We start from the raw sequence: 13,119 nt of genomic DNA on the forward strand, positions 1-13,119 counted from the left end.
CGCGTTCGGCCTCTTCATTAATCGAATTACACTTTGGCTCGAAGAGCCGCGCGCCAAGCCCCCCGCGGAGCGAGCCCGCGCGATTATTATCGCGCGGAATAGCTCTCGTGAGCGATTAAAGACTTCTTGCTATTGTCTCGACTTGGAAGCACTCGATCTGGTCGCCTTCGCGGATGTCCTGATAGTTCGCGAAAGACATGCCGCATTCCTGGCCCGAGACAACTTCCTTCACGTCGTCCTTGAAGCGCTTGAGAATGGCCAGCGTTCCTTCGTGAATGACAACGTTGTCGCGCAGCAAGCGCACCTTCGCGCCGCGCTCCACCTTGCCTTCCGTGACGACGCAACCAGCAACCTTGCCGACCTTCGAAATGTTGAAGACCTGCTTGATCGACGCGTAACCGAGGAACACCTCGCGCTTCGTCGGCGCAAGAAGGCCGGACATCGCCGCCTTCACCTCATCCACGAGATCGTAGATGATGTTGTAATAACGGATTTCGATGCCCTGGCTCTCAGCGGCCTGCTTCGCCTGCGCGTTGGCGCGGACATTGAATCCGATGACGATGGCTTTTGACGCTGCGGCGAGCGCGATATCGGATTCCGTGATGCCACCGACACCCGAATGAACCAACCGTGCCTCGACTTCGTCGTTGCCAACTTTACGCAAGGCACCGGCGATCGCTTCGACGGAACCCTGTACATCGCCCTTGACGACGAGCGGAAATTCCTTCCGCTCGGCATCCTTGAGCTGCTGCATCATCTGCTCAAGCGTGCTCTTCGATCCGGCCGAGCCCAAAGTCTCGCGACGCTTGCGCACGCGATAATCGGTCAGCTCGCGGGCGCGCGCCTCGTTCTCGACGACGGCAAATTGATCGCCCGCTTCCGGCGCAGAATCGAAACCTAGAACCTCTGCCGGAACCGACGGACCGGCCTCCTGGATATTGGCTCCGTGATCATCGAGTAACGCGCGAACGCGCCCCCACGCCGTACCGGCAACGATGATATCGCCGACATGCAATGTGCCGCGCTGGACGAGAACAGTGCCGACCGGCCCACGCCCGCGCTCCAGTTTCGCCTCGATGACGATACCGTCGGCTGTCCGCGCCGGGTTGGCCTTGAGGTCGAGAATTTCGGCCTGCAGATGGATAGCTTCGAGCAACTTGTCGAGGTTAGTATGCTTCAGCGCCGACACCGGCACTTCAAGCGTATCGCCACCCATGCTCTCGACGACGATCTCGTGCGACAGAAGATCGGTGCGCACGCGGTTTGGATCTGCCTGCGGTTTGTCGATCTTGTTGATCGCAACAATCATAGGCACTTTCGCCGCCTTGGCGTGATTGATCGCTTCAACGGTCTGCGGCATGACGCCGTCATCCGCCGCAACTACCAGCACAACGATATCGGTCACCTTGGCGCCACGCGCGCGCATGGCCGTAAAGGCTTCATGGCCTGGCGTGTCGATGAACGTGATCCGATCGCCGTTCGCCGCCTGGACCTGATAGGCGCCGATGTGCTGCGTAATACCGCCCGCTTCGCCCGAAACGACATTCGCGGAACGGATCGCATCGAGCAATGATGTCTTGCCGTGATCGACGTGGCCCATGATCGTGACGACGGGCGCGCGGGGTTCGAGCGACGAATCATCAGAGTCTTTTTCGCCGACGAACCCGATTTCGACATCCGATTCCGAAACGCGCTTCGGCGTATGCCCGAATTCCTGGACGATAAGCTCCGCGGTATCGGCGTCGAGCACATCGGTGATCTTATGCATCGCGCCCTGCTGCATCAGATACTTGATGAGATCGACCGCACGTTCTGCCATACGGTTCGACAGTTCTTGGATCGTGATGGCTTCAGGAATGACGACTTCGCGGGCAATTTTCTCACGCGGCTGCTGAATGCCCATGGCCTTCAGCTTTTCCTTCTCGCGCTTGCGCTTGAGCGAGGCGAGCGAGCGGACTTGAGCTTCGCGATCGAAGTTCGTGATGGTCAGCTTCTGACGCTGACGCCCTTCATCGTTGGTCTTGACAGCGGGGCGCGGGACCTTCGCGCCGCCCGGACCGCGCTTGCGGCTGTCGTCATCCTCGACCTGTTCGCGCGACACCACTGGCCGTTGTGTCCGAACCGGTTTTTCGATCGTGGTCGCATCCGACCCCGGAGCGCCGCGCCGAGGCGGAGTGGGCAATTCGATCTCGCGTGGACGACCTGCTTCGCGCGGCATGTAGGCCGTGTTCCCCGTCGGGCGGCTGCCTGTTCGCTGAAATGAGGGTCGGCCACCTTCGCGCGATTGAGATCCAGGGCTCGATTCGCGGCGCTCACGGGGAGCAGCCGGTTGGCGCGCAACAGGTGCCGCGGCTTCAGCCGGTTTTGGAGCGGCAGGTGCAGCGCCAGCAGACGCGCTTGTCGCGGGAGCTTCTTCAACGCGCGGCGGCGGCGGCTCCGGCGGGCGCACAGGCTCAAACCGAATAGGCTCTGCCTCTGGAACTTGGCTTGCGCCTTCGGCGCGAGCGGCAGCAAGCGCGCGTTCACGCGCAGCCCGTTCTTCGTTCGACAACGTTCGACTTTGTGTCGGAGCAGAAGGCGGAGACTTCGCAACCGGGGGTGGCGTTGCCTTTGCAGGCTTGGGCATCTCAACCGCCGGTGCCGATGGCGTCGCTTCAGTATCACTACCTGGATTGCCAAGCCTGCGCGTCTTTTTCTTCTCGACGACGACGGACTTGGAGCGTCCGTGACTGAAATTCTGCCGCACATGCCCAGACTCGACCGTTCGCTGCAGCGACAGCGGCTTGCGCGCTCCGACGCGAATGGTCTTATCGGTCTGGTCGTTCGAATCCGTCATGCGTTGTCCGTTCAGCCTTCGCTTTGCGCTTCAGAAAAAATAGTGGCGGTCTCTGTCGCCGGGGACCGGTAACGCGTCAGGCGCTCCGCTTCCTCGAGGAACCGATCCGACAAACCTCCGGGTGTGAGCGCAGCATGTACCACACTTCCGCGGCCAATAGCCAAGCTCATTTGCGCGATTGTCAGAACATCGACAATCCGTGCCTCTAAACCCCGAGAGCCTTGAATAGCCTTGAATTTCCGGTCGATTTTGGAGCGGCCGTCCGCCGCGGCATCCATACCGTGCAGTATTGCCGCCACAGAGCCCTTCTCAAGAGCGGCAAAAACTCTATCGAAACCGGCAATAACCAGGCCGGCCTTGTTGGCAAGCGAAAGCGTCCCGGAGAGCCGCTTAACCATTAAGGCATCGATGCGGTCGGCAAGATCCGCCGGTGCCTTGACACCGGTTTTCAAGCTCTTCGCAAACGTATGGTTTCTAACCGCCTTTTCAACCAGCCCACGATCACAACCGACCCAAACGCCGCGCCCCGGCAGCTTTCGATCGAGATCGGGGACAATCGCCCCATCCGGCCCCAGGACGAACCTGAGCAGATCCTTTGGATCAAGGCTTTGCCGCGTGACGGCGCACAAGCGCTCCGGGCCGGAAGCGTTGCCGCCCCGCACCGTCGCAAGCTGATGTTGCCGCTCTGTCATCACGCGCGCTGTTAGCCTCTCCGAACATCACCTGTTAGCCCTGAGCCTGAGCGCCGGCACCTTCCGATGCGGCTTCGGACTCGGCTTCGCCTTCCGGAGCCTTCTCCAGGTCTTCCGGCTTGATCCAACCCGCGTGAACGCGGGCGGCCATGATCATGTTCTCAACGTCCGTTCGCGAAAGCTCGAAGCCGTCGAGAATGCCTTTGTGCTTGACGGCCTCGGCGTCTTTTTCCTTTTTCCGCTCCGTCCAGCCGACGAGCTCATCCGTGGCGCAATCAGCGAAATCCTCGACCGTCTTGATGCCGTTTTCACCGAGCGCCACCATCATGGCAGTGTTGATGCCCGGGATCTCGGCCAACTCGTCGGCAACGCCGAGCTCGCGGCGCTTCGCGTCGCGTTCGGCTTCCTGCTGTTCAAGATATTCGCGCGCGCGGCTCTGAATCTGCTCCGCCGTGCCCTCGTCGAAACCTTCGATATGCGCAATCTCGGAAAGATCGACGTAGGCAACTTCTTCGATGCTCGCAAACCCTTCGGTGACGAGCAATTGCGCGATGACTTCGTCGACGTCGAGTGAATCCATCAGGAGTTGGGTACGTTCCGCGAATTCCTTCTGGCGGCGCTCGCTCTCTTCCTGCTCCGTCAAGATATCGATGTCCCAGCCGGTCAACTGCGACGCGAGCCGCACGTTTTGGCCGCGCCGTCCAATTGCCAGCGAAAGCTGCGCCTCAGGAACGACGACCTCGATGCGGTTCGAATCTTCGTCAAGCACGACCTTGGTCACCTCCGCAGGCGCCAATGCGTTGACGATGAAGCTCGCCGCATCCGGATTCCACTGGATGATATCGACCTTCTCCCCCTGCAGCTCGTTTACGACCGCTTGCACGCGCGCACCGCGCATACCGACGCACGCACCGACGGGATCGATAGAGGAGTCCTTTGAAATGACCGCGATCTTGGCGCGGCTGCCCGGATCGCGCGCAACGGATTTGATTTCTACAACCCCATCGTAGATTTCCGGCACTTCCTGCGCGAAGAGCTTCGCCATGAATTCCGAACGCGCGCGTGTCAGGAAAATCTGCGGTCCGCGCTGCTCGCGACGCACGTCGTAGATGTATGCTCGGATTCGATCGCCGAGGCGGACATTCTCGCGCGGGATCATTTCGTCCCGGCGAATGATGCCTTCCGCGCGGCCAAGATCGACAATGACGTTGCCGTATTCGACACGCTTCACCGTGCCGTTCGAAATATCGCCGACGCGATCTTTGAACTCTGCGAATTGCCGGTCGCGTTCCGCTTCACGCACCTTCTGAACGATGACCTGTTTGGCATTTTGCGCCGCGACACGGCCGAATTCCAACGGCGGCAGCGTCTCGGCGATCATGTCGCCCGCTTTGGCATCCGGATTACGCTTCTTCGCATCCTCGACCGTAATTTGCGTCGCATCGTTCTCGACTTCGTCGACGACGGCGAGAACGCGCGTTAGCTTGGCTTCGCCGGTTTTCGGATCGATCTCGCAACGAATGTCGTTTTCCGCACCGTAGCGCGATTTCGCAGCTTTCTGGATGGCATCTTCCATCGCCTCGATGACGATCTTCTTGTCGATCGTCTTTTCACGCGCGACGGCGTCGGCGATTTGCAAAAGCTCAAGCCGGTTGGCGCTAATGCCTGCCATGGCCATGTGATCAATCCTCCAGATCGTCTTCGTCGAGTTCGGCGCCGTCGCCGGGCCGACCAGAATGGCGCTCTTTGGCACGAGCGAGCGCTTCTCGTATCAATTCATCCGTCAGAACGAGCTTCGCATCCGAAATCAGGTGTACCGGCAGGCCGAGATGCTGCATGCCGTGCTCACCGGTATCGGCTTCAATACGAACCTCGCCGTCTTCGAACCCTTCGAGCACGCCTTTGAACTTCCGGCGGCCATCGATAGGTTCTGTCAGCTCGATTCTCGCTTCGTGGCCCGACCAATCTTCAAAATCGCTCGGGCGCACCAGTGGCCGGTCGATGCCCGGCGAGGACACTTCGAGACGATATGCTCCTGAGATCGGATCGGCGACATCGAGGACAGGCGAAACGTTCTTCGAAATCGTTTCGCAGTCGTCGATCGTAATCGACCCGTCGGGACGCTCCGCCATGAGTTGCACGATCTTATCGGCGGTACCACCGCCTTGAATCTTCACGCGAACCAGCCGGAATCCGAGATCTTCAAGCACCGGCTCGACCACAGCCGCGACTTCGGCAGCAACGCCCGTTTCGCGCAGAAATCGGCGCGTATCGGGGCCGCTCTCATTATGCGGGACGTTGCTGGTCGTCGGTTCCTGCAATGGTGATCCTAGGCTTAAAGTCCGTTAGGAGCGGGCCCGGAGGTCCACTCTCAATTTGTCATCGAGTTATTGGAATAAGCGCTAAATAAGCGAGAATTGGACGTTACGCAAGGGTATCCCGCGTAACTAAACCCTCAAAAATCGGAAATAGTACCGGCGGCGCCCCGCGTCGGTCGCTTTAGATTCATATTTCGTGGGCACCCAATCCTCGGGTTGCAAACGCCAGTCGACGGGATGTTCGGCCTGCCAGACAAAACGTGGCTCACATTGAAAAGCTTCAAGCATCGTGCGCGCATAATCGCCAATGTCGGTCGCGATCCGAAGCTCGGCGTTGCATTTAAGCGCCCGCGCAAGCAGATCGAGCAAGACAGAATTAACCAGACGGCGCTTGCGATGTTTCCGCTTCGGCCATGGATCGGGAAACAGGATAAATGCACGATCGAGAGAATGGGGCGCAAGCTTGCGCAAGATATCGCGCACGTCACCCATATGAACGTAAACGTTCTTTAATTCCTCGGCTTCGATAGCGCTCAGTACTTTGATAACGCCATCCTCGTAAGGTTCGCAGCCGATCAGCTTCACGTGAGGATTTGCCCGCGCCTGCGCGAGGAGATGCTCGCCACCGCCGAAGCCGATTTCAAGCCACCTCGGAGAACCGTCCGTAAGATTTTCCGGATCAACAGCGAAACGTGGCAGCACATCCCGCAGCAGCGCCGCTTGCCGTGCGCTTGGCTTCCGTCCCCGCCGGCGCCCATACGATCGAAGCTCGCGCTCGCTCTCTTTGTCGTCAATCATTCATCGTCGCTCAACACATCCAACCACGTTATGGCTGGACTTGATCCGGTCATCCAGCACCATTCAAGAAGCTGTCTGCCTGGCTCCGGATAGCCGCCCCGGGCAAAGGCAGTGGAGTGATCAGACTTGTGCAGATCTAAGCAAAAGCGGCCGCTCTCGCAGCCGCTTTCGGAAAGATGCCCTCGAAGGAAAATGTCAGCCGACGGCCTTGGCGATCTTTGGCGCGAGGTCAGTGCGTTCCCATGAGAAGCCGCCGTCCTTTTCGGCCGGACGCCCGAAATGGCCATACGCCGAAGTCCGCGCATAGATCGGCTTGTTCAATTCCAAATGGCTGCGGATGCCGCGCGGCGTCAGATCCATGACGGTCCCGAGCGCCTTCTCGATCACTGCCTCGTCAACCTTGCCGGTTCCATGCGTGTCGACATAAATCGACAACGGCTTGGCAACACCAATTGCGTACGAAAGCTGGATCGTGCACCGGTCTGCGATGCCCGACGCGACGACGTTCTTCGCAAGATAACGCGCAGCATAGGCAGCCGAACGATCGACCTTGGTAGGATCCTTACCCGAAAACGCGCCGCCGCCATGCGGTGCTGCTCCGCCATAGGTATCGACGATGATCTTGCGGCCGGTCAGGCCCGTATCGCCATCGGGACCACCGATGAAGAACTTGCCGGTCGGATTGATATGCCAGATCGTATCGTTACTGATCCAGCCGTCGGGCAGCGCCTTCCGAACGTAGGGCTCGATGATCTCGCGGACCTGACGGGAACTCAGATCTTCGTCGATATGTTGATGGGAGACGACGATCTGCGTGACGCCAACCGGCTTCCCGTCCTCATACCTGACCGTGACCTGACTCTTTGAATCCGGGCCGAGCTTCGCAGCGGCCCCAGATTTGGCTTTGCGCGCAGCGGCCAAGTCGAAAAGAATTTTGTGCGCATAGTAGATCGGCGCCGGCATCAGCTCCGGTGTCTCATTGCAGGCATAACCGAACATGATGCCTTGATCGCCCGCACCCTCTTCTTGATTGGTCGGCTGCTGTGCATCGACACCCGCTGCGATATCCGCCGATTGCGAGTGAAGCAGAACTTCTATGTTGCAATTCGCCCAGTGGAAGCCGTCCTGCTCGTACCCGATATCCTTTATGGCGTTACGCGTGATTGCCTCGATGGACGCAACCGTCACGTCCTTCGGACCGCGCGACTCGCCCGCGATAATCACGCGATTGGTCGTCGCCATGGTTTCGCAAGCAGCGCGAATAGTCCAAGGGTCGAGACCCTCTTTCGCACCTTCGCGATAAAATGCGTCGACCACTTCATCGGAAATGCGGTCGCAAACTTTATCCGGATGTCCTTCGGAAACGGATTCACTGGTGAATAAAAAAGACTTTCGCGCCACTATGGCCCCCTTGTTGAACGAGTTGTTTCCGAAGTGACCTACGGAAGGATCGGCCGGCGGATCGGGCGCCGACCTGCGAAAAAGCGCCGGTTTGTCGCAATACCAGCGATATCGGTCAAGCACCGGGCATTTGAGAAGTCCGGCTTGCAAGACCTCGCGGATGCCCGCGAAATTGAACGGAGAACGTGTTGCAGTAACAAAACCTGGCTCTTAGCTCTCTTCACCCGCAAGTGATCGCACTAGATCGACGATCGATCGGCGCACTTTGGGATCGGTAATCCGGGCAAACGCTTTATTCAGCTCAAGTCCTTCACGAGTCCCGAGAAAATCGACGACATAGCTTTCGTCCGGCTGTTCGGCAAACCCGGTCATCACGGTACCAGACGTCCGAATACCCATCGGAGCCTCGTCGTAGAAAAATTGCACCGGAACGCCCAGCACCTTCGCCAAATCGAATAACCGGCTGGCACCGATCCGATTGACGCCCTTCTCGTACTTCTGAACCTGTTGAAAAGTCAGACCCAAATGTTCGCCGAGCTTCTCCTGGCTCATGCCAAGCAGCATGCGACGCAATCGCACCCGCGAACCGACGTGGACGTCCATGGGATTCGCACGTCGTGAACCACGTGCAACGTCATCGCCCGAATCTTCTGCGATCGAAATGTCGTCCGCCATCGTGTCTACAGCCAACAGTTAAACCAGAGATAGCTGCACACTTCGTAGGTGTATGAGCGGCGGGCGTCAATCATCGAGCGCCGCCGCGACAAGTTGCCGTCAAATCGTTGATTAACGTCGGATTTTTCGCGCTCCGGCAGCGAAAGCAAAAAACACTGCCAATACGAGCGCCAGCATCCAATCGCCCATGCGCGCATAGACTGTCGGGGCAAGGGCCGCAGGCAAGGGACCGTCAAGAACGCCTCGCACGTCGAGATCGAGCGTTTGCGGCGCGCGCCCGTAAGGATCGACGACCGCCGAAATTCCATTATTGGCGGCGCGGACCAGCGGAAGACCTTCTTCGACCGCACGCACCCGAGATTGCAGAAAATGCTGATACGGCCCGGTCGAATGTCCGAACCAGCCATCATTCGTAACATTTATCAGAACGCCCGGCCGATCTTTGCCCTGCACGATTTCGCCTGGAAATAGCGCTTCATAGCAAACAAGACCCAGCGCAGGCGGTAGCCCAGGAATTTTCATCAAGGGACGTGGCGACACGCCTGCTGCGAACGCACCGCGTCCGTGCGTGATCTTTTGGATGCCAATGACCGAAAGCGCCGACTCCATAGGCACATACTCGCCGAACGGCACGAGCTTGATCTTATCATAGATTGCCTCGACCCCGGCACGCTCGTTAAGAGCCAGGATGCTGTTCAGTGTTTTTGTCGTCGGCAGTAGTCGCCGGTCTGGCCCGACCGGCGGATCGTGACGGATTGCCCCCGTGATCAACGTCGTACCGGGCGGCAGCATCGCCGAAAGCATGTCCAGCGCTTCCGGCGTCTCCAATGGGAAAAACGGCATCGCCGCTTCCGGCCAGACAAGATGAGTGATGCCCGCGAGGGAATCCTTTTCCCCTTTCGGATTGGCTAGCGATAGCGCGATGTGATCATTGAAGATACGCCGCTGATAGGCGGCCATCCATTTCTCGCGTTGCGGCACACTCGGCTGCACGATGCGAAGTTTGACGTCCGGCACAAAAGTCTCAGGCGCCGTCATCCGCCAGGCGCCGTAAGCATAGAGCACCGCGATCGGAACGACCGCAACCGCGCACGCTCGCGCAATCGCCGCAGCCGATAACATCTGCTTGCGGTCGGCCACGATCACCAGCGGCGCGGGAAAGACCAAGGCCGCAATTGCCGTCAGACCGTAAGCGCCGAAAATCGCCGCGCTTTGCATCAGCGGCAGCGGATAGGTCAGCGCGTACCCGAGAAGATCCCACGGAAACCCTGTCAGGACATGTCCGCGCAGCCACTCGGCAACAGCGAGCGCAATAGCAAAAACAAAAACGCGCGCGATGCCCTCGCACCAAAAAAACCGCGCCCCTGCTGCCGCCGCGGCCCAGAACAGCGCCAGTCCGGCAGGCAACAGCGTCACCGCGAACGGCAACAGCCAAGCGAACTTATCAGCCTCGACGAGAAACGCCTCCCCGATCCAGAACAGATTGAAAAAGAAATATCCGAAGCCGAACAGCCAGCCGGCACTGGCGGCGCGCCTCCATCCAGGGCTTGCGTCGATCAGCCAAACGAAAACCGGCAACGTCAGGAAAAGAACCGGAAAAGCGAAGATCGGAGCGAAGGCCAGGGCAGAAAGCCCGCCCGCCACAATCGCAACAGCCGCCCGCCGCCAGCCGGAAAGCCGCATCACGCGCGAGCGAACGGCGGCCAAATATGGCAATGTCTGGATTTGAGCGTCCATCACGCCTTCGGCGTTTCGGCGGACGCTTTCGCGCTTTGCGGAAGCGTCCGAGCGGGATGAATTTTGACTTTCTTCACCCGCCGCGGATCGGCATCGAGAATTTCGAACTCGATGCCCGATGGATGATGAATCAGTTCGCCACGCGCCGGAACACGGCCAAGCATCGAGAAGATCAGACCGCCAAGCGTATCGACGTCACTTTCTTCGTCATCGGGAACAAGTTTTAGATCGAGATGCTTCTCAAGTTCCTCGATCGGCGTCCGGCCCGCCGCAACCACACCGAGCTTCGGGTCCGAGACGATGTTGATTTCCTCATCCTCGTCGTGCTCGTCCTCGATGTTGCCAACAACCTGTTCGACGAGATCTTCGATGGTCACCAGTCCATCCGTACCGCCGTACTCGTCGACGACAAGCGCCATGTGAATGCGCGTCGATTGCATTCGGATGAGAAGATCGACCGCCGGCATCGACGGGGGAACATAGAGGATCTGGCGGCGGATCTTCATTGTCGTGATCGGTCGGCTGAGATCGATATTCTGTAGCTCGATCCTGCCGCTAACCACCTCGACGTTCTCGCCGTTGTCGGCCTTGGCAACTTTAAGCGGACGCCCCGAAGCTTCGGCCATGAACCACCGGAAGAGATCCTTGATGTGAATCATCCCGCGCGGATCGTCCAAAGTCTCGCGGAACAACGGAATGCGCGATACGCCCGCTTCTTCGAACGTCTGTACAAGCTCCGAGATCGGCTCGTTTTCGTCCAACGCCGTTATCTCTGCCCGCGGCACCATCAGCTCGGCGACACGGCTCGATCCGAAACGCAGCAAACGTTCCAGCATCTTGCGTTCGGCATCTGTGAAGCTCGTCGATGCGTCGGCGCGAAGCGCGCCTTCGAGCGCGTCGCGAACGCTTTGCGGAACAGCAAATCCGAGCTTGGCGCGAAGGATTTGAAACCAGCTCTGAGCGCCGAGCGATCGGCTGCCTTGGGAGAGCAAGTCGGATGCGGACTTATCGTTGGTGTGATCGGTCATAGCCATGAGGTCGGGGCCGGTCAGCCCTTTGTACCGGTTTCCAGCTCGCCCGTGTAGGGATTTGCTATGTCCAATTTCGAAAGAATTGAAATTTCAAGTGCTTCCATGCGTTCGGCATCGGCGGCTGAGATGTGATCGTAACCAAGAAGGTGCAATATGCCATGCACAACCAGATGTTGCACATGATGCGGAAGGGGCACCCTCTGCTCTTCGGCTTCCCGCCGCACAGTCTCCGACGCCAATACGACGTCACCGAGGAAGCCTTCGGGCGCGCCTTCGCCTGCCGGGAACGACAGCACATTCGTTGGCTTGCGCTTACCCCGAAATTGCCCATTCAAGGCTTCGACATTTGCGTCCGACGAAAGCGCTACAGCAACCACGGCCAACTGAACCGCATCGCCTAATTCTTCCGCAACCGCCTCGGCGGCGCGTGCGATAAGACTTGGTGCATCGGGGACGTTCGACCAATCGCCGTCGTCCTCGATCACCTCGACCCCGATCGAAGGGCTATTCCGTTGTAGTGAAGCGGCCATCAGCCTTGCTTTGGCTTTTCGTAAGCGTCGACGATCTTCGCGACAAGATCGCGCCGAACGATATCCTCGGCAGCGAAGCGCACGATCGAAATATCATCAACGCCCGCGAGCAAATCGACCGCTTCCACTAGGCCGGATTTTGTTCCGAACGGCAGGTCGATCTGCGACGGATCACCGGTCACGACCATCTTCGAGCCCTCCCCGATACGGGTCAGGAACATCTTCATTTGCATGCTTGTCGTATTCTGAGCTTCATCGAGAATCACGAAAGCGTTGGACAACGTGCGCCCGCGCATGAACGCTAACGGCGCGATTTCGACCACGCCCGTCTCGATATCCCGCTCGACCTTTTCGGGCGGCAGGACGTCATAAAGCGCGTCATAAAGCGGCCTGAGGTAAGGATCGACCTTATCGCGCATATCGCCCGGTAGAAACCCGAGCCGCTCACCGGCTTCGACTGCCGGTCGTGAGAGGATGATGCGTTCCACGAGACCGCGTTCCAGGCACTGCGCCGCAAACGCCACGGCAATATAAGTCTTGCCGGTACCCGCCGGGCCTAGCCCGAAAACAAGATCCTTTTTGTCGATCGCGCGAATGTAAGTGCTTTGCGTCGGCGTCCGCGCCTTCACGACCCGGCGGCGCGTGGCGATTTGCGCCTGCCCGTCGGCTGCGTTTCCCTCGGCACGAGCGTGGCGGATCAAACCGTCGATATCGCCGGCTCCCGCTGCTTCGCCCTTCGCGATGCGCGCATAAAGCTTTTCCAAAACGTCGCGAGCAATGGCGCAGGCGCTGGCAGCGCCAGTGAGAATAACGACATTTCCGTGCGCGTGCGCATCGATGCCGAGACGATCTTCGATAAGTGCAAGATGGCTGTCGTATTCCCCGAGTAGCTGCGTCAGCAGCCGGTTATCTTCAAAGGGTACAACGACACGTGCGGTGTCTTGTTCCGGCTTGTTCGGCCGTCTCGACGCTGGCGCGGACGCCCCGCGGAATGCTGCCAATCCTGAACTCCTTCTCACAAGCGATCTCGAATCGACGAAAGCCGTCGAATGTTAGCACGCCAACGGACCGGCCCGCATCCAGCCCCATGTGGTTAACGCG

At 59.1% G+C, this 13,119-nt stretch carries 11 protein-coding genes; all 11 read right to left on the reverse strand.

Translation table 11 applies throughout. From position 1 onward, the window contains the following. Window positions 1-115: 115 nt before the first annotated feature. The 11 genes from infB to VHB22_RS14625 all read right to left on the reverse strand — a co-directional run bounded on the left by infB (window position 116) and on the right by VHB22_RS14625 (window position 13,019). Window positions 116-2,836 carry a translation initiation factor IF-2 gene (gene infB / locus VHB22_RS14575; RefSeq protein ID WP_325457704.1) on the reverse strand — a complete coding sequence of 907 codons (2,721 nt, stop codon included), beginning with the start codon at window positions 2,834-2,836 and terminating at the stop codon, window positions 116-118. Between the two features lie 11 nt (window positions 2,837-2,847). Then, entirely contained in the window at window positions 2,848-3,528 is a 681-nt protein-coding gene (locus VHB22_RS14580) for an RNA-binding protein (protein WP_325457705.1), read from the reverse strand. A 34-nt stretch (window positions 3,529-3,562) separates the two neighbouring features. Then, complete coding sequence (gene nusA, locus VHB22_RS14585) at window positions 3,563-5,206, reverse strand: transcription termination factor NusA (protein WP_325457706.1); 1,644 nt, start codon at window positions 5,204-5,206, stop codon at window positions 3,563-3,565. A gap of 4 nt (window positions 5,207-5,210) precedes the next feature. Further along, window positions 5,211-5,849: a ribosome maturation factor RimP gene (gene rimP / locus VHB22_RS14590; RefSeq protein WP_325457707.1), complete on the reverse strand. Its 639-nt coding sequence runs from the start codon at window positions 5,847-5,849 to the stop codon at window positions 5,211-5,213. 126 nt (window positions 5,850-5,975) lie between these two features. Beyond that, window positions 5,976-6,644: a tRNA (guanosine(46)-N7)-methyltransferase TrmB gene (gene trmB, locus VHB22_RS14595; RefSeq protein WP_325457708.1), complete on the reverse strand. Its 669-nt coding sequence runs from the start codon at window positions 6,642-6,644 to the stop codon at window positions 5,976-5,978. Between the two features lie 195 nt (window positions 6,645-6,839). Continuing rightward, window positions 6,840-8,045, reverse strand: a complete 1,206-nt coding sequence (gene metK / locus VHB22_RS14600; protein ID WP_325457709.1) for a methionine adenosyltransferase — start codon at window positions 8,043-8,045, stop codon at window positions 6,840-6,842. Window positions 8,046-8,255: 210 nt separating this feature from the next. After that, window positions 8,256-8,720: a helix-turn-helix transcriptional regulator gene (locus VHB22_RS14605; RefSeq protein ID WP_325457710.1), complete on the reverse strand. Its 465-nt coding sequence runs from the start codon at window positions 8,718-8,720 to the stop codon at window positions 8,256-8,258. A 111-nt stretch (window positions 8,721-8,831) separates the two neighbouring features. Further along, a complete protein-coding gene (gene lnt / locus VHB22_RS14610; RefSeq protein ID WP_325457711.1) occupies window positions 8,832-10,457 on the reverse strand; it encodes an apolipoprotein N-acyltransferase in 1,626 nt (541 codons plus the stop codon). After that, a complete protein-coding gene (locus tag VHB22_RS14615) occupies window positions 10,457-11,485 on the reverse strand; it encodes a hemolysin family protein (protein ID WP_325457712.1) in 1,029 nt (342 codons plus the stop codon). The genes lnt and VHB22_RS14615 overlap by 1 nt, the downstream gene beginning before the upstream one ends. A 20-nt stretch (window positions 11,486-11,505) precedes the next feature. Continuing rightward, on the reverse strand, window positions 11,506-12,018 hold the full coding sequence (ybeY, locus tag VHB22_RS14620; protein ID WP_325457713.1) for an rRNA maturation RNase YbeY: 513 nt from the start codon (window positions 12,016-12,018) through the stop codon (window positions 11,506-11,508). Beyond that, window positions 12,018-13,019, reverse strand: coding sequence for a PhoH family protein (locus VHB22_RS14625; RefSeq protein ID WP_325457714.1), 1,002 nt, complete (start codon window positions 13,017-13,019; stop codon window positions 12,018-12,020). Before VHB22_RS14625 ends, ybeY begins: the two co-directional genes overlap by 1 nt. Window positions 13,020-13,119: the final 100 nt, after the last annotated feature.

The sequence above is a fragment of the Hyphomicrobium sp. genome, from assembly GCF_035548195.1.
Classification (GTDB): Bacteria; Pseudomonadota; Alphaproteobacteria; order Rhizobiales; family Hyphomicrobiaceae; genus Hyphomicrobium_B.